Here is an 18,089-nt window from a genome sequence, read left to right as displayed (position 1 = left end):
CCCTGCGTCTACACCGGAGGCGGGGGCAACAGCACCCCTAGCCGATGCGCCCCGTCCTGAGGCCGATGTGACAGCAGGTCACTGGCTTTGATGCATCAGTTGACAGACCAGCTGCCCAGACCAACCGCGCAACCGCCGGCTTCTGGCAGCTGGATTGCCACGCCCCAGATGGAGCTGCCCGAGAAGCGACTCGGGATGACCCGCTGGGTAATGGCTCTGCCGTCATTTCCGCTGCTGACCACGCCGCCGTTCGGTGTACGGCGATCGACGAAGGCTTGCGCCTGTTCGCAGGAGCGAATACCGGGCGCGGCATCGCCAACGCCGAGGAAGAACGCCGTGCGCTCGTTGGCATAGCCGCTGGTGGCAGTGATGGTGTTCGACTCACCAGTACGCAGCGGACTCATGCTCATGCCCATTCGCACAAGGGTACCCGGATCCGGTGGATTGACGTCTACCACGCGCGTCTCTACGGCTGCGGCGCGCGTTTGTTCATTACAGCGCAGATCGATGTTGTTGATGCGGGTCGACCCAGGCTCGGCGTCTTCAGGAACCTGCACGGTGATGGTCGCAGACCCCGTGGTGTTCGGAGCGATGTCGCCGAGTGTCCATGTGTCGTCGGTACCTTCATCAGGTGCCGGATCCGCGCTTACGAGTGTCCAGCCCTCGGGGTAGGTCTCGGTGAGCGTGCATTCCGTGACATCGACGCTTGCCCGCGGGCCGTTACGCCAGCGTACATTGTAGGTGATCTCATCGCCTGGCTTCACGGTGTTTTCGCTGGCGGTCATGCGCAGTGCGAGATCGACCGTCGGCAGACCATCAACACGCGTGGATTGCTCTGCAGTCACACCACCTTCGGCACAGCTCAGGTTGACGAAGTTGGTGCCCACCGAACCGTCCGCTGCGTCCGCCGGAACCCGCACGGCGATGGTGGCGGAACCGCCGGTGCCGCGCGGGATGTTGCCGAGAGTCCACCGGTTGGTGGTGCCGAAATCCGGCCGGGGCTGCGAGGCCACGAACGACCATCCCTCGGGATAGGAATCCGTCAGAACACATTCCGTGGCGTTGGCCGTCGACGAACTGGCACCGTTGAACCATCGGACATCGTAGATGGCGCGGGAGCCCGCCTCAACGGGATCAGCGCGATCCGTCATCTCAAGACGGAGATCGAGCGTCGATGCGACGATAGTGACCGAATCTTCGGCGCTGGCGTTGCAGGCCGGGTCTTCAGGGCACTGGTCGATGGATGCAGAGACCTCGTTGGTCACCAGATCACCGCCATCCAGATCGCGGTCGACTTTGAGTGTGACCAGGATCGTCGGTGCTGTTTCACCCTCTGCGATCTCGAGGTTCCAAACATTATTGCCTTCGTCCGGGGCCGGTCTGGCGGCGACGAAACTGGCGTTCCGCGGATAGGTCTCGGTGACCGTCACCTGCGAGAGCGGGACGGTGGATGCCGAGGCGGGTGCAGGCGAATTCACGGTGATCTCGCATGTGACGACACCGCCCGGATCGACGAAGCCGCCCTGGGGCTGCACCGCGCTGCTCTTGAGCGCCTCCCACTGCGTTGCGTCGGTGGCCATGCCGGGCACACAGTTTTTGCTGATCTCCACCAAGGGCTGTGACACGACGACGTCTGTGGTCTCCGAAACGTCGAAGGAGACGTCAGGCCCGATGGCGGTAACGGTGGCCGTGTTGGTAACGGTATCGCCGTCGTAGAACTGGAAGTCCGGGTTCGCCTTGGCTTCGAATTCACCGAAGATGGTGTCAGTCGACTCAAGCGTTTCGAAGAAGGTGCAGTTCACCTCGGCGCTTTCTTCCGTACCGGTGCAGGACATGCTGTCGCCGACCGGACCAACCCATTGCAGTTCCACGGGCAGGGTATCGGTGACGGTGATGCCGCCACCGATCGGGTAGTTGCCGACATTCGTAATCTCCACACTGTAGTCCAGCGTGTTTTCGCCCTCCTGATAAGGGGCAAAGTCATCGCTGGTTGGGAATGCGAATTTTGCAGCACAGATCCGGTCGTAGTCGCTCTGCACCACGGTGCCGGCTTGGATCGAGTCTGGGCCGTCGACGTTACTGGCGGCGTCACCCACGGCGACGGCGCGCAAGCTCGGCGTCAGCGGGATGGCGTAGTGCACGGGCATTATGTCATCCGAAATGTCCAGCATGGACAGGTCGAGCGCCACATCCACGTCGTAGAGGTCAGCGGGCACGGGCGACTGGCCGAATACGGGCGGTGCCTGTTGCGCCCATGTCTGGCCGTCGGTGCTGACGATGACCGTTGTCTTATCGCCGACGGCGATGAATTCGCCGGTGAGGCTGGTTGCGTCACTCCAGTGAACACCGCGCAGGTCTTCTTCCACCCCACTGTCTTGCGCCGTCCAGCTCTCGCCGTCGCTGCTGGTGTAAACGGCGCCACCGTCACCGACCGCTACCCACACCGGCTCCGGCGGAGTTTCCGCGGTGACGATGTCAGTTGATTTGAGCACATAACCCACGGTGATGGCGTTGAATGCCGGCAGGCTGGTGTCGGTGTCTCCGGTGCCCGCCTGCAAGGCCCAGTTCTCTCCGTTGGGGCTGGTGGCCACCCAGCCGATGGTGCGGCTGCGATACTGCGCCCGACCCACGGCGACCCAGGTACCCCCTTCCTCTTCGAAGTTGGGCGCATAGGCAATACCCTCGACCCGGCCGTTATCCAACGCGTCGAGTCCCATCACCTGCTTTAGAGCATCAGCACTGGTCCCAGACCACCACAGTGACGGCTCGCCGCCATTGGCTTCGCCACCGAGAACTACGGTGCCGGCGTCATCTGTTTCCACTGCCATCAGCCGGGGGGCGCCGGGCAGCTGGTAGATCTCACAAAGACCGTCGAATGGGATATCGAGTCCGGGTGCGAGTGCCGCCACGACGACATAGCCGTCGTCGCCTACCGCAACGCCCGATACCAATGGTAGACCGTCGAGTGTCGACACACGGTCGGCGGAGAACAGGTCAACGAGCTTGACATCTCGCAGCACGGGCGGTATGGCGTCAGAGTCGAGCCCGCACTGCGTCCACGAAAAGGTGTCCAGCGACCAGTTGGCGCCGCCGTCCACGCTGTAGATGGCGACGGCATCGCTGGTAGTGGGCTCTGCAAACCCGCCCACGCCCATCAGGACGTCGGAAATGACGGGGATGAAGGAAAAGTCGGATGGGCTAGCCGTGGAGTTGATTGGGTCCGATAGGCCCGTGCCCAGGCTCGGACTGGCGGAGTCGAGGCCGCGGAAGCTGAACTCCTGCAGGGCATCGGAGGCATCGGGGTTGGTGGCCACCACATAAGGGCGACCCCAGGCCGGTTCTGTCAGGTCTTCACAAACGACGTCGCCGGCGAAGATGTTGGTGCTGAGGGTAGCGCCGGTGCCCAGCGCGGCCGATATGGCGGCCGCCAACCGTACACGCGGCCAAGGGCTGGCACCGTTGGAGGTGCGATGAGGTCTGGTCATGGTCGAATGCTCCGGGTCTGCTCTCTCTAGGGTTGCATGTCAAGGGTGAAGCGCAGGGTGTCGCTTCGCTGCTGGGTGGTGCCGGCTTCTACCAGCTGCACAAGCTGCGTGTCGGTGGGCTGCACGTTGCTCGTTGGGATTTCACCGGCTGTGGCTGTCGAGGCTTTGTCACCGGACCGTTGTAGCAATGATACGAACCGGCCCCTCAGGGTGCAAGGATATCAAACTCAGCGATCGCCTGACTACGACAATGGGCGCCTCGTCGGCGTCTCGCCTGGCAATCCGCACATGCGGCTATGATGCCACGGGACAGCGGCTCTCCAGGCTTTCCCATGGAAGGAAAATCCTTGTATTTCAATGGGGTAACGTCCATACCGGGCTCTCTGGGATTCCCCGTGACAAAATAATCTTTTCACTTCAACCGGTTAACGTCCATACCATGACAGTTCATCACGCCATCGACCCGAGGGGTGTCAGCGCTAACCCGTTGTTTCGTCGTCCGCAGAGTGCGTAGCCGAAGAGGTCCAAATAGCGCCGTTGAAAGAGATGGTCGCGGTTGAGCAGGCCATAGCAGCGACACTTGATGACCTTGATCCTGTTGTTCAGGCCCTCGACAAAGCCGCTGTTGTACCGCTCCGGGACATAGTTGCTGATCTCCTCCTGATGGAGATTCAAGGTCTTGAGAAAGCCATCGACGCAACGCACCGAACGGCGCTTCACGCGCGCCGCCCACCCGCTGAGCCGCAATTTCGCTTGCTTGCGGGTGGTCTCATGCTGCATGCCGTGCGGTTATCGGATGACTGGCGCGAACCTCAGCGCTTCTCATGACGCTCAGTGCCGCGAAGCAGGCGCCATTATCCGGACGATACGCAGGCTGCGGTACCACACGAATATGGGTAGTCACCACGCCCTGTCCGCCAAGTCAGCAGTAGGCGGCGGTGAAGCCGCCGGTGAGCATGAAACGTGCGCGCGGCTCGTAGGTGGAGGCGACGCCGTCGGCGAGCAGTCCCAGGGAGAGCTTGGCGTCCTCGGCGAAGGTATCAGACTCCCACGGGCCCTGATCGGCGCCGTGGGCCGCCGGGGCGGCGTCGCCCGCCAACGCCGCCGAGCAAGGAGGCCAGCTGCCAGCCGCCATCGGCCACGGCGGCCTCCGACGGCCGCGGTCGGCGTGCGCGCATCGGTTGCGAGCGCGCGCCCGGGCGCCATGGGGCCGCCGGTGCCGGTATCCGCCGAATATATGGCTTCACGAGCGCCGGGCGCTCTGGGGTGCGCGCACCGGCGACCTGCCCGGCTATGGCAGCGCCTGCGACGCCCCGCCCCGGGGTGCGGGCGCGTGCGCGGCGCCCGGTCGGGCCCGCGGCGGTGGCGATGTGCTCGCCGAGCGTGTCGGCCTGCCAGCTCGTTTGATAGGGCGCAACGGCGTCTTCGCCAAGTTGGAGCCTAAATTTTGATGGATGTTATGTCGGTGGCCGTGCGCGTGACGCACCGAACATCACGCCTGCAGGGCTAGGACGGTCGCGGCATCAACAGCCAACACAGCGTCGGCGGGCGGCCTTGATGCAGCCCCGCCTCAGATACGTTTCGTGCTCTAACGGCCGGCATCACACTTGAAGACCGTAACGACGTCAGCTAAACCCTGACGTTATTACCGCGGAGATTACCACACTGATATGACTGCAACCGTGCACAAATTCGGCGCAGAGCAGGTCCGCCCGACGCGCGGACTGGCGGGGGCATTGCGGCTTCGGCCACAGTTGGGAAAAGCACTCGGATCTTCGGGTGTCAGCAGATGTACCGGGGATTTCTCTTTCCGCGACGCTTTGGGTATCCTAGCGGACGTATCGGCGCGGCCACGGGCGACACACTCCTTGACCCTGCTGATCTTACGCTTGATTTCCCTTAAGGTTCGGACTCGCCCAGCGCATGTTGGAGGGCTACAGCGGTGAAGCGCTTCGCCATTTTGTTTCCTGTCATCCTCGGCGTGATGTTCGCCGTCGCCTACCTGCCGGCGGTACGCGAGTACCTGGTGGGGCCCTTCACCATCGGCATCACCCACCTCTCGGGCTGGCTGATCCAGGCCTGGGGCGGTAACGCGGTGGTGACCAACAACGTGCTGGCGCTGCCCGACTTTGCGGTGCAGGTGCTGGACATGTGCAACGGCGTGGAGGCAACGCTGCTGATGTGGGCGGCCATCCTGGCGTTCCCGGCACCCCTGCGTTACCGGCTGATTGGCATGGGCGTTGGATTCCTGGCGGTGCACTCGGTGAACATCCTGCGCATCGTCAGCCTGCTCTACCTGGGCGCCTGGAAGCCGGAGTGGTTCGATTGGGTGCACTGGTACCTGTGGGATGCGCTGATCATGCTGGACATTCTGCTCATCTTCCTAGCGTGGCTGCACTGGATGCCCCTGGCCGACGACCGGCGTGATCCGGCGCCCCGCTAATCTCCGCCGCTTCGGGCTCGGGCTGCTGGTCGCCATGCCGGCGGCCCTGGTGGTGTGGTGGTTTCTCGCTGCACCGCTGCTGGTCCCGGGGATGGCGCCCGCCTTCGCATGGCTGCTGCAACTGATCTGGCCCCAGTGGGGGCCGGCGGTGGAGGTGAACGGCAACGCCTGGCTGGTGGTCACCACCCTGCCGCTGCTGGAGCAGCCGCTGCAGAGCGCGGCCATCCCACTGGGCCCGCGACGCTTCACGGCGGCATTCGCACTCTTTTGGGGCCTGGTGCTGGCGACCCCCGGCGACTTACCCCTGCGCCGGCGCCTGCGCCAGTTGCTCGCCGGCTCCGTGCTCGGCATCCTGCCGTTGGTGTTGCTGATGGCGCTGCTCGCCTTCCACTTCCAGTTGGCGGTGGTCATCAATCACCAGCCGGCGCTCACCGTGACGCCCCCATCGGTGCATGTGCTCGCCCTGCCCTACCCAGGCTGGCAGTTCCATCTCATCGGCGTCGGCCGGCAGCTGGGGGTGCTGGTGTTGCCAACCCTTGGCCCGGTGCTGATGTGGGCGGTGCTGAATCGTCGGTTCATCCGGGCGATGATCTTCACCGGGCTGCTCTCGCGCCTGCCGGCCGCCGCCGGCGAGCTGGACCATCGAGACGGGCGGGCATGAGTCGCGGCCTCCTGATCGGGCTCACGGTCGTTGTGCTGGCCGGCTGCGACGCCGCCCCCCAGGACTTGCGCCGGGCGCTGGCCATGCTCCACAACGATCAAGGCGCCGCCGCCTTCACCCAGCTACAGGATCTGGCCGCCACCGGGTATGCGCCGGCGCAGTTCCGGCTGGGGATGCTGTATCTGCAGGGCGAGGTAAACGCCGAGCGCCGGACGCTCGCCGAGCGCTGGCTCATGCGGGCCGCGGCGCAGGGCGACGTTGGGGCCCGGTACTACCGCGCCCTGCTCTGGTTGTCGCGACGGCGTGACGCCGATGCCGTCGATGCCGGTGCGCAGGCGCTGGAGCGACTGGCCGCGGATGGATTCAGGCCGGCCACCCTGCGCCTGGCGCAGGCGTACGAGGCCGGCGACGGCGTGCAGCCGGACGTCGCTCAGGCGCTGTCGTGGTACGAGCAGGCCGCGGCGCAGGGAGAGCGGCGCGCCATCGAGCGGCTGGCGACGGCCTATCAGAACGGCGAGCTGGGCCTGGAGCGGGATGCGGCGCTGGCCCAGCGCTGGCGCCGGCAGCTGGCGCGCGAGCCCTTCAGCCTGTCCGATTAGCATGCCACGACGGGGCGACGTGCGACCTTTTCTGTGCCTTGTTGCCGTCGAGCGGTGACACCATGATGCGATTTGCCAAAGCCGGACCATGAGCGCCCACAAGACGCGCAAACAGACCCGGGCGGCGGCGCCCGAACCGCGCCCGGCGCCGCCCGCAGCCGCAGCGCCGGCGACGAGCGCGCCGCCGCAGCGGCCCGTGGATGCCGCCGTGAAGGCGGGCCTCGACCGGGCGCTGGCCCGGGCCCAGACCGAGGGTGCCGAGGCGGCCATCGCCGCGCTGCGTGAGGCCATGGCCGCCGACGGCCGCGACGACCTCTCGCTCGCCTGGCGCGTCATGGCCCTGGCCAATGCCCTGCAACAGAGCACACCGAAGCTGGCGCTGGAGTTGGCCGAGGGCGCGCTGGCGCTGGATGCAAACACCATCGACGCGCTGGTGCTGGTGGGTCTGCTGCAGGATCGGCTGGGCGAGCGTCAGGCGTCGGCGCGCTCGATGCAGCAGGTGGTGCGGGCGACGACGGCGACGCCGGAGCAGCGGCTCATGGCGGCCAACATGCTGGTGCGCTTCGGTCAGCATCGGCTGGCGCATGACACCGCCAAGGCCGCCTACGCGGCGCTGTCACAACCCCTCGCCTGGACCTCGACGGCGCTGTACATCGCCCAGCAGGTGGCCGATTGGCGCTGGGTGCGGGCGCTGACCCAGGAGCTGCGCGCGGCCTACGCCGATGGGCGGGATGAGGCGGTGGATGAGTCACCCCGGACCCATCTGCTGTGGTGCGCGGACGAGGCGCTCAACCTCAAGGTGACGGCCACCTGGTCGCAGCGCCATATCCGCGCCCCGGCGCAAGCCAGGGCGCCGGCGCCGGAGTTGCTGTTGGGACGGCGCCTGCGGGTGGGCTACCTGTCGAGCGACTTCCGCGATCATCCCACCGCGGTGTTGATCAACGGCATCCTGCGCCATCACGACCGCACGAAGTTCGAGGTGCATCTGCTGTGCAGCGGCTGGGACGACGGCTCGGCGATCCGCCGCGAGCTGGAATCCCATTGTGATCATGTCCATGCCCTGGCGACGCTGAGCGACCGCGATGCGGCGGCCTTGATCCGCGCGCACAAGATCGATGTGCTGGTGGAGCTGAACGGGCCGACGCGCGCCACCCGCTTGGGCATCCTCGGCCATCGGCCGGCGCCGGTACAAATCGCTTACCTGGGCTGGCCCGGCAGTGTCGGCGGCCGGGTGGTGGATTATTTGGTGGCGGACCGTTATTGCGTGCCGGCGCCGGCGGCGGCGCAGTATCCAGAGCGCCTGATCTACCTGACGCCCACCTATCAGCCCAACGACCATGCGGCCCTCACCAAGCCCGCCAGGCCCAGCCGCGAGGCGGTGGGGCTGCCCGGCGGCGATGATTGGCGGGTGCTGGGCATGTTCAATGCCATCAACAAGGTGCACGGAGAGGTGTGGCACGCCTGGATGCAGATCCTCATCGCCGTGCCCAACACCCTGTTGTGGCTGTTGGACCCGGGGCCGGTGGCGCGGGCACATCTGGGGGCGCTGGCACACCGCTACGGCGTCGACATCGCCCGGGTACGCGCCGCCCCGCGCTTGCCCTATGCGCAACATCTGGCGCGGCTGCAGGTGTGTGATCTGATGCTGGACCCATGGCCCTACGGCGGCCACACCTCCACCACCGATGCGCTGTATGCCGGCGTGCCGGTGGTGTCGCTGGAGGGCTCGAATTTCGCCGGTCGCGTCAGCGGCAGCCTGCTGCATGCCGCCGGGCTGGGCGTGCTGGTGCAGCCGACGGTGCAGGCTTATGTGAATTTCACCATTGGGCTGCTGCGCAAGCCAAGCGAGCTGGAGAAGCTGCGGACGTTTCTCGCCGAGCAGGTGCCGTCATCGCCGCTGTTCGACAGCGCAACACGCACCCGGCAGCTGGAGCTGGCGTTTCATGACGCACTGCTGGCGGTGCTCGCCCGCCAGCGCCTGGGCTCTGGCCCGGGCGATGGCCCCTCGAGCGCGATGGGGAAAGCGGCGGGCCCAGCCGGGTCCACCGCCACGACCTGACACGGGCTGCGGCGGCCGTCCCTGGCCGCACGCCGGTGCTCTGGCCTATCGCCGTGCGCCGCGCAGCTGCAGGAACCAGGTCTCGCCGGACCAGTCATCGACGCCGTCGTTGTCGGTGGAGAGATAGATCGCACCGTTGCCGAGGACCGCAAGCCCTTCGGGCTTGTCGGAGATCCAGCCGTTGTTGGCCTCGAGCTGCGGGATCACATCGAAGATGCGCTTGTCCCTGGCACTGACCCCATCGGCGGCGTCCGCCACAGAGAACTTCACGAGGGTCTTGCGCGTTGCGAAATCACCCGTGCGGTTGTCGCGCTCGATGACCACGAAGTCGCGGCCGGAAGGCAGCGCCGTGATCTCCGACAGGCCCACCCAGCTGGCCGCCTCCGGCGTCGGTGCCAACTCGTAGGGTACCGAGCTCCAGGCATCGGCCTGCGGGTCGTAGATCCACAGCCGGGTGAACCCGGGCGCGTCGTCCAGGGAGCGGCAGTTGATGCCGCCGACGTTGTTGGTGTAGGTCCAGGGCAGCTGTTGTGCCACCAACAGACGGTAGCGATCGCCACGACCGGGCAGGACCGCAACGCCTTCGAAGCCGTTGTCCAGGTTACCGGTGTCGGTGGAGGCGGCGCGGCAGGCCTCGATGTCGGCGGGGAGGCCGACCTCGGCGAGGACCTCGCCATCGTCGTTGACTTTCAGCAGGCGGTTGCTGCGACGGCCCGGGTCGTCGCCTTCACTGGCCACCCAGATGGCGCCGTCGGGCGCCACGGCGATGCCCTCCAGGTCGAAATCGCCGCTGCCACCCGTGATGGTGGTGGCTTCACGGACGATGGCGGGCTCGGCGCTGACGTCGATGCGAAAGATCGACGCATCGGCGTAGTAGGAGTCGGAGACGGCCAGGATGGTATTCGGCTGGCCCGGCACGGCGGTCATGCCGGAGATCGCCGAGAAGGGGATGGGCGTGCCGTTCGGGCCGTCCGCCGAGACCAGCTGAGGATAGTTCGCGGGGGCGTCCTGCAGCTGGTAGAACATGATGGTGGAGCGCACGCCGTAGGTGGGGTCGTCCACCTCACCGGAGACGATGAGCAGGTTGCGCTGGGGCACCGCGAGCACCCCTTCCGGCCCGAGGGGTGCGGGCAGGAGCTGTTTGAATTGGGGCCAGCCGTCGTCGCTGAGCTGGTAGACGGCGATGAAGCTGCCGCGCTCGGAGCCGACGAACAGGTAGTCGTCGTCGCCGTAGCGGCCGTATTCGATGGCCTCGGGCTCGGAGCCCTTGTTTTCGGAGCGGTTCTCCGGGTAGTGACCATGCTGCACCGCCAGATGCTCGAAGCTGTTGCCGCTGTCGAGCGACAAGCCATTGGGGTAGAAGATGGAAAAGCCGCGACTGCCGCCGAACATGTCGCCCTCGTTGGCGGTTGCGATGGCGTAGTCGTCACCGGCGGGAACCCAAGCCACGGCGTCGGGCTCGCGCACCAGGTTCAGCAGGCTTTCTGACAAGTCGATGCGGTCGTCTTCGGTGGCGTCGATGTTGGCGAGGCTGACGGCGCCGAGGGGGAAATGCTGAATCACCGTCGCACTCGGCAGGTCGACGATCACCATGTGATTGTTTTCCTGCAGCGACACGGCGGCCTGGTTGCGTGGATTGATATCGACGAACTCGGGCTCTGGATCGGTTGGTGCAAAATCGGCGAGTCCGGTCAGCTCGACCACGCGCCGGGTCCAGCGCGTGGGATCTGCGCCCTGCACGTCGAAAACGACCAGGAACCCCGGCGGGTTGCCGATGGCGGTGTCGGGGCCGTTTTGGGGAATAACGCCCACCTGGCCACCGCCCTGCTCGCAGGCTTCGATGGCGACATCGTCGTCTTCGGGCACCGGCTGCGCGTCTTCGCTGCCGCCGACGCAGATTTCCTCATCACGCTCGTTTTCGATGACCACGGCGACATAGCGCTGGTCGGGGCTCACGGCGATGGCATCCGGCTGCCCGCCCAGGTCGACACCCGTGCCGACCAGGCGGCCGGTTGGGATATCGACCACCCGCAGCTCGCCCTGCGGCGCCGTGAAGGTATCGTCTGTGACCACGGCCACCAGGGCGTAGCGGTTGCCCAGGGTGGCCACGGAGGTGGGGTCGCCGCCCAGGGGCGTCGTGCCCAGCGGCTGCGGGTTGCTCGGATCGGTCATGTCGACGGCGCCGAGGCTGGCGGTCTCGGCATCGGTGTAGACCAGGGTTTGTCCATCGCCGGTGACGGCGACGATTTCCGACACGGTCTCATCACCGATGTCGCTGTTGTTGCGGTAGTTTGCGAAGGTGGCGATGCGATTGAACGACGGCTGCGCCGACAGCTGTCGCAGATCGTCCGCCGGCACGCGCATCTGGGCGGCGGTGTCGGTGTCGGTGTCGGCGCCGGCGACGCCGGCGGCGGTGACGAGCGCCACCGCGGTGGCGATCATGGTTCGACGGGGAAACATTGGCAGCGACCTCTCTGCGGGCTCTGGCAAGGGATGCGCAGCACGGTCGCGCCGGGGCGCTCAACCGCCTGCAAAGAGCCGAACAGCGTAAGGGCAGCCGGTGACCATGCGGTTACGGCTTTGTTGGCGTTTCGTGAAGGCTGCCGAAGTCGGCCACTGGCTCGCGGAGCGACGCCCGGGCAACCCACTGACGCCGCCGGGGCCGATGAGCGCCCGCCAGGCCAGGTTGGAGAGTACCGCGCCGGCGCAGCGGCATCCCCGGCGTGTGCGGGCTCAGCGTCTGCGCGATCGCGCCCTCTGCTAGACTCGCGTCAGCGATGATGAGCGCCCGCGGGAGATAAGCGATGACCACCGAATCCCTGAAAGAAACCGTCAAGCGTGAGCTGCCGAACTGGTTGCGGGATGATCCGTCGTTTCGGGCTTTCATTTTGGATCTGACGCGGGACGCCTATGCCGACCGCCGCGAGACCGGCGATCGGTTCTACGAGCTGTTGGGTGAGCTGCGGCGCGATCGGGAGCGGCAGGACAGAGCCTGGGCAGACAACCAGGCCGAGCTCAAGCGCATGCGCGAGGCGCAGGCCAAAAAGTGGGACGACAACCAGGCCGAGCTCAAGCGCATGCGCGAGGCGCAGGCGCAGAAATGGGATGAACAGAACCGCAAGTGGGACGCAAACCAGGCCGAGCTCAGGCGCATGCGCGAGGAGCACACCAAGAAGTGGGACGACAATCAGGCCGAGCTCAGGCGCATCCACGAAGAGTTCATGGCACAGTCACAGCGCTACGATCGAGGCATCGGGGCGCTGGGCTCACGGTGGGGTCTGCAGTCCGAGAAGGCCTTTCGCGATGCCCTGGCCGCCATCCTGGAGAAGAGCTTCGGCGTGGAGGTGATCAATGTCACCGACTATGATGACGAAGGCGAGGTGTTCGGACGTCCGGACCAGGTGGAGTTGGACGTCATCATCATGAACGGCCATCTGCTCATCTGCGAGCTCAAGTCTTCCATCGATAAGGCGGGCATGTACAGCTTCGAGCGCAAGGCGCGCTTCTATGAGCGCCGTCACGAGCGCCAGGCCGATCGGCTACTCGTGATCTCGCCGATGATCGATGCCCGCGCACAGAAGGTCGCTGACAGCCTGGGCATCGAAACCTACGGTGACTCCACCGAGGTGGAGGCCATTTGAGCCGTCGCGCAGCAACGCATCAGGAAGCAGACGCATGATCGCTGACACACCACCCTAGCCCACCACTCCGCCAAGCTCCAATTCCACCCCTTCGAGCCGGCCTCGCCCATGCGGGAGCATTCCACCACGGTGACGCGATGCGGTTGCGGGGTCGCAGAGACGGTGGCTGGCATGGCGGCCCGGGTCTCGGCGGCGTTGGCCGGCGTCGTGCTGGCGGGCCCGCCGGAGTGGGAACGTAACTCGGCGCAGCAAGGTATAGCGCGGTGCCGGTTGCCCGACACCGCACCGTGCCCTGGTGCCCTGTGTTGATGAGATGCCGGGCCGGCCGGATGCCGGCACCGAGCGCGCCGGTGCTATTGCGCCCGATGCGCCAGGGCCGCATGCGCCGCGGCGAGGCGCGCCACCGGTACCCGCGGACCCGAGCAGCTGACGTAGTCGAGCCCGGCCTCGTCGCAGAACTTGATGGAGGCGGGGTGGCCGCCGTGCTCGCCGCAGATGCCCACGTGGATATCCGGGCGGGTGGCGCGGCCCCAGTCCACCGCCAGCTTCATGAGCTTGCCGGCGCCCTTCACGTCCAGCACCTCGAAGGGGTTGTCCTGCAGAATGTGGCTGCGGTTGTACAGCGGCAGGAATTTGTTCTCGGCGTCTTCGCGGGAGAAGGAGAATACGGCCTGGGTGAGGTCGTTGGTGCCGAAGGAGAAGAACTCCGCTTCTTCCGCCAGCGATTCGGCGCGCATGCAGGCGCGCACCACCTCGATCATGGTGCCGAACTTGAACGGCACCTTGCGGCCGTAGGCGGCCTCCACCTCGGCGTGGATCTCGTCCACGTAGGACTTCACCCGCAGCAGCTCCTGCTTGGTGCACACCTGCGGCACCTTGATCTGCGGCTGCACGTCCATGCCGGCGGCGACGCATTCGGCGCCGGCCTCGAGGATGGCGCGGATCTGCATCTTGTAGATCTCGGGGAAGCTGATGCCGAGCCGCACGCCGCGGTGGCCGAGCATGGGGTTGGTCTCATGCAGGGCGCGCACCTTGCGCAGCATGGTCTCCTTCTTGGCGATGGCCTCTTCCACCATCATGGGGTCCATGACGTGGCGCAGGTCGTCGAAGGCGATGCGCTCGTTCTCAGGCGTGTGCAGCAGCCCCATGGTGCCGGCGAGCGCGGTCATGCCGCGGGTGGTCTGGGCCAGCACGCGCAGGTCGGCGAGGTCGCGCTCCAGTTGATGCTCGTCGGGCAGGAACTCGTGGATGGGCGGGTCCAGCAGCCGGATGGTGACCGGATGCGGGGCCATCACCTCGAACAGCTCGCGGAAGTCCTTGCGCTGCAGCGGCAGCAGCTCATCGAGCGCCTCCTGGCGCTGCTCCGGGGTCTCGGCGACGATCATCTCGATGACCACGGGCAGGCGCTCGACGGCGTTGAACATGCGCTCGGTGCGCGCCAGGCCGATGCCGTTGGCGCCGTACTTGCGCGCCAGCCGGGCGTCGTCCGGGGTGTCGGCGTTGGCCAGCACCTTGAGGCGCGCCGCCTCGTCAGCCCACTCCAGCAGCGTGGACAGCTCGGTGGTGAACTCCGGGTCTACGGTAGGAATGGCGCCGATGTAGACGTAGCCGTTGGAGCCGTCGATGGTGATGAGGTCGCCTTCTTTGAAAGTGGTGCCACCCACCATGGCCTCGCGCCGGGTGACGTCGACGCTGATGCCCTCGGCGCCGGCGACACAGGGCTTGCCCATGCCGCGGGCGACCACGGCGGCGTGGGAGGTCTTGCCGCCGCGGGAGGTGAGGATGCCCTTGGCGGCGAAGAAGCCGTGGATGTCCTCGGGCTTGGTCTCCTCGCGCACCAGGATCACGTCCTGGCCCAGGTCCTTGCCCAGCTGCTCGGCGCGGTCGGCGTCGAACACGGCAATGCCGGCGGCGGCACCCGGCGAGGCCGGCAGGCCCTCGGCGACGGGCGCGGTCTTGGTGTTGGGATCCAGCCTGGGGAACAGCATCTGCTCCAGGCTGATGGGCTCCACCCGCTGCAGCGCCTGCTCCTTGCTGATGTAGCCTTCCTTTTCCATCTCCACGGAGGTGCGCACCATGGCGGCGGCGTTCATTTTGCCGTTGCGGGTCTGCAGACAGTAGAGCACGCCGCGCTCGATGGTGAACTCGAAGTCCTGCACCTCGCGGTAGTGGCTCTCGAGCCGGTCGCGCAGCTCGCCGAGCTGGCGGGCCATTTCGGGCATTTCCACGCTGAGGCGCGCCAGCGGCTTGGGTGTGCGGATGCCGGCGACCACGTCCTCGCCCTGGGCGTTGATCAGGTATTCGCCGTAGAGCTCGTTCTCGCCGGTGCCCGGATTGCGGGTGAAGCCCACGCCGGTGGCGGAGTCGTCGCCGCGGTTGCCGAACACCATGGTACAGACGTTCACCGCGGTGCCATTGGCCATCTCGGGCGTGATCTGGAACTGGTTGCGGTAGTCCACCGCGCGTTTGCCCATCCAGGAGTTGAATACCGCCTTGATGGCGATCTCCAGCTGTTGCATGGGCTCCGCCGGGAACGGCTTGCCGGTGTGCTCTTCGACCACCTTCAGGAAGCGCTCGGAGATTTCCTTCAGGTCATGCGCCGACAGGTCCACGTCCTGCTTGGCGTGGGCGTGCTCCTTGACGATGTCGAACTCGCGGTCGAAGAGCTCGTCCGGCACGCCCAGGGCGACTTTGCCGAAGAGCTGGATGAAGCGGCGGTAGGCGTCGTAGCCGAAGCGCGGATCGCCGGTGGCCTTGATCTCGCCCTGCAGGGTGTCGGCATTGAGACCCAGGTTGAGGATGGTGTCCATCATGCCGGGCATGGACATGGCGGAGCCCGAGCGCACGGACACCAGCAGCGGATTGTCCGGGTCGCCGAAGCCCTTGCCGGTCTTGCGCTCCAGCGCCGCCATCTGCGCGTGCACCTGATCCATGACGCCGGCGGGCAGCGCGCGCTCGGGCATGTCCAGATAGGCCAGGCAGGCGGCGGTGGAGATGACGAACCCCGGCGGCACGTTGAGGCCGATCTGGGTCATCTCGCACAGGTTGGCACCCTTGCCACCCAACAACTTCTTGTCTTTCCCGTCACCTTCCTCGAAAGCAAACACCCACTTCGTCGGTTCGGTCATGATTGCGGACCCCCAGGTCGATTACGCGGCACTACAGTGAAGGTTCTGCTCCAGTGAGCTTAGGGCATATTGGAACGCCTTTGCGGGTAGTAGCCAAGCGGTGTCTCCCCGTCGCTTGCCTTGCATCAGCATCGCCGTCGGCGTGCACCATGCAGGTGGCCCGCGCCGCCGGCATCATCCCGGTGCGGGGCGGCTGTGAGGCGCTCACGCAGGGACAGGCTCCAGATGCTCGAAGACCAGCTGCGGCGCTTGCAGGCCGCGGTAGTCGTTGATGTCGAGGCGGTAGGCGAGGCGCACCCGCTCGCCCACGGCGCCGCGGTGCTCGGCGAGATGAAAGCCGATGGCCTCGAGGGTTGGCAGGCCTTCGAGGCGCACGCGCAGCTTGAGATGGCGCTCGGCGGCGACGCACTTGTGGCCGACGGCGAAGACGCCGTCGAACAGGGGCTCGGCGAAGCCCTTGCCCCAGGGGCCGGCCCGGCGCAGGGCGGCGGCGGTGTCGAGGGTGAGCAGGGGTGGCGGCAGCTCGCCGTCGGAGAGGATCTCGCGCACGGCGGGGGCGCCGCCGAGCTGGCGCTCGATCTCCGCCGCCAGGGCCGTGCGGAAATCATCCAGCAGCGCCGGCGCCAGGCTCAGGCCCGCCGCCATGGCGTGGCCGCCGAAGCGCGCGATGAGCCCCGGCTGGCGCTTGTCCACGGCATCGATGGCATCGCGGATGTGCAGGCCGTCGATGGAGCGTGCGGAGCCCCGCAGCAGGCCGTCGCCGGCGTCGGCAAAGACGACGGTGGGGCGGTGCCAGCGCTCGCGGATGCGGGCGGCGACGATGCCGATGACGCCCTCGTGCCAGCCTGGGCCGTGCACGCAGAGCACCGGCGGCAGCCCGCCGTGCTCGGCGGCCATGCGCTCCACCAGCGCCGTGGCCTGGTCCAGGATGCCGTGCTCCAGCTCCCGGCGCTCGGCGTTCAGGCCGTGCAGCTGCTGCGCCAGACGCATGGCGCGCACCGGGTCGTCGGCGGTGAGGCACTCCACGCCGATACCCATGTCATCCAGCCGCCCGGCGGCGTTGAGCCGGGGGCCGGCGGCGAAGCCCAGATCGCGGGCGGTGACGTCCTGCACCCGGCAGCCGGCCACCTCCAGCAGGGCCCTCAGCCCCGGCCGGCAGGCGCCGGCGCGGATGCGCCGCAGCCCCTGCTCCACCAGGATGCGATTGTTACGGTCGAGCTGCACCACGTCGGCGACGGTGCCCAGGGCCACCAGATCCAGCAGACTCGCCAGGTTTGGCGCCGGCCGCGCTGCGGGCGCACCGGCGGCGGCGAACCAGCCGCGGCGGGCGAGCTCGGCGCGGGTGGCCGCCAGCAGATAGAACATGACGCCGCAGCCGGCGACATGCTTGCTGGCGAAGGCGCAGCCCGGCTGGTTGGGATTCACCACCGCGGCGGCGGCGGGGAGCTCGGCGCCGGGCAGGTGGTGATCGGTGATGAGGACTGGTATACCGTGGGCCGCCGCCCGTTCGACGCCGGCGTGGCTGGCGATGCCGTTGTCCACGGTGACGATGAGGTCGGGGCGGCGCGCCACGGCGGCGTCCACCACCGCGGGGCTCAGGCCATAGCCATGGTGGAAGCGGCTCGGCGTCAGGTGGTCCACCTCCGCGGCACCCAGGGCGCGCAAGCCCAGCAGCGCCACGGCGCTGCCGGTGGCGCCGTCGGCGTCGTAGTCGCCGACGATGAGCATCCGCCCGCCGCGCTGCACCTGGTCCGCCAACAGCGCCGCCGCGGCGTCGATGCCATGCAGGCCGGACGCCGGCAGCAGCGCCTCCAGGCTCACCGCCGGCGCCGCATCGCCGCGGTGGGCATAGAGCCGGCTCAGCAGCGCCGGTACATTGGCGGGGGCCGTGGGATACTCGCTCCGGCGGCGGATGCGCACGGGCGGGGCGTCGGCGGATTGGGGAGTTCCTCGCATGCCGCAGAGCTTATACCCATCGCCCCTCGGTTTGTGGTGGCGGCGGGCTGGGTGGCGGCGGGCGGGGGACGCCGTGAATACATCCCTGTAGGCTTCACGACCGCATCCCTGCGGTCG

Annotated in this window: 11 protein-coding genes; 5 read left to right on the top strand and 6 right to left on the bottom strand. The window is 67.2% G+C overall.

The annotated features are described in order from the left end of the window. Nucleotides 1-95 precede the first annotated feature (95 nt). The 3 genes from QZ588_RS09030 to QZ588_RS09020 form a co-directional block, all read right to left on the bottom strand. Nucleotides 96-3,485: a hypothetical protein gene (locus QZ588_RS09030; protein WP_295541929.1), complete on the bottom strand. Its 3,390-nt coding sequence runs from the start codon at nt 3,483-3,485 to the stop codon at nt 96-98. Between the two features lie 450 nt (nt 3,486-3,935). Then, a complete protein-coding gene (locus QZ588_RS09025) occupies nt 3,936-4,265 on the bottom strand; it encodes a transposase (RefSeq protein ID WP_295541927.1) in 330 nt (109 codons plus the stop codon). Nucleotides 4,266-4,407: 142 nt separating this feature from the next. After that, nucleotides 4,408-4,620 (bottom strand): hypothetical protein, encoded by a 213-nt coding sequence (locus tag QZ588_RS09020; protein ID WP_295541925.1) that lies wholly within the window; start codon nt 4,618-4,620, stop codon nt 4,408-4,410. Between the two features lie 807 nt (nt 4,621-5,427). Here QZ588_RS09020 and xrtH point away from each other — a divergent pair. From xrtH to QZ588_RS09000, 4 genes are all read left to right on the top strand, one after another. Then, complete coding sequence (xrtH, locus tag QZ588_RS09015; protein WP_295541923.1) at nt 5,428-5,928, top strand: exosortase H; 501 nt, start codon at nt 5,428-5,430, stop codon at nt 5,926-5,928. Continuing rightward, nucleotides 5,909-6,589: an exosortase H-associated membrane protein gene (locus QZ588_RS09010; RefSeq protein ID WP_295541921.1), complete on the top strand. Its 681-nt coding sequence runs from the start codon at nt 5,909-5,911 to the stop codon at nt 6,587-6,589. The genes xrtH and QZ588_RS09010 overlap by 20 nt, the downstream gene beginning before the upstream one ends. Further along, nucleotides 6,586-7,188 carry a tetratricopeptide repeat protein gene (locus QZ588_RS09005; protein WP_295541920.1) on the top strand — a complete coding sequence of 201 codons (603 nt, stop codon included), beginning with the start codon at nt 6,586-6,588 and terminating at the stop codon, nt 7,186-7,188. The genes QZ588_RS09010 and QZ588_RS09005 overlap by 4 nt, the downstream gene beginning before the upstream one ends. 88 nt (nt 7,189-7,276) lie before the next feature. After that, complete coding sequence (locus QZ588_RS09000) at nt 7,277-9,247, top strand: hypothetical protein (protein WP_295541918.1); 1,971 nt, start codon at nt 7,277-7,279, stop codon at nt 9,245-9,247. Nucleotides 9,248-9,292: 45 nt separating this feature from the next. On the opposite strand, the gene QZ588_RS08995 is transcribed toward QZ588_RS09000, so the two are convergent. Continuing rightward, nucleotides 9,293-11,707 carry an esterase-like activity of phytase family protein gene (locus QZ588_RS08995; protein WP_295541916.1) on the bottom strand — a complete coding sequence of 805 codons (2,415 nt, stop codon included), beginning with the start codon at nt 11,705-11,707 and terminating at the stop codon, nt 9,293-9,295. A gap of 344 nt (nt 11,708-12,051) precedes the next feature. Between QZ588_RS08995 and QZ588_RS08990 the strand changes: the two genes are divergently transcribed. Beyond that, on the top strand, nt 12,052-12,888 hold the full coding sequence (locus QZ588_RS08990; RefSeq protein ID WP_295541915.1) for a DUF3782 domain-containing protein: 837 nt from the start codon (nt 12,052-12,054) through the stop codon (nt 12,886-12,888). 353 nt (nt 12,889-13,241) lie between these two features. Here QZ588_RS08990 and ppdK read toward each other — a convergent pair whose 3' ends face one another. Both ppdK and recJ read right to left on the bottom strand, forming a co-directional pair. Further along, nucleotides 13,242-16,016 carry a pyruvate, phosphate dikinase gene (gene ppdK, locus QZ588_RS08985; protein WP_295541913.1) on the bottom strand — a complete coding sequence of 925 codons (2,775 nt, stop codon included), beginning with the start codon at nt 16,014-16,016 and terminating at the stop codon, nt 13,242-13,244. 204 nt (nt 16,017-16,220) lie between these two features. Continuing rightward, nucleotides 16,221-17,972 carry a single-stranded-DNA-specific exonuclease RecJ gene (recJ, locus tag QZ588_RS08980; protein WP_295541912.1) on the bottom strand — a complete coding sequence of 584 codons (1,752 nt, stop codon included), beginning with the start codon at nt 17,970-17,972 and terminating at the stop codon, nt 16,221-16,223. Nucleotides 17,973-18,089 lie beyond the last annotated feature (117 nt).

The sequence above is a fragment of the uncultured Thiohalocapsa sp. genome (genome assembly GCF_913062725.1).
Lineage (GTDB): Bacteria > Pseudomonadota > Gammaproteobacteria > Chromatiales > Chromatiaceae > Thiohalocapsa.
Note: the sequence above shows the minus strand (reverse complement) of the source record. Positions and strands in the feature narration are given on the sequence as shown.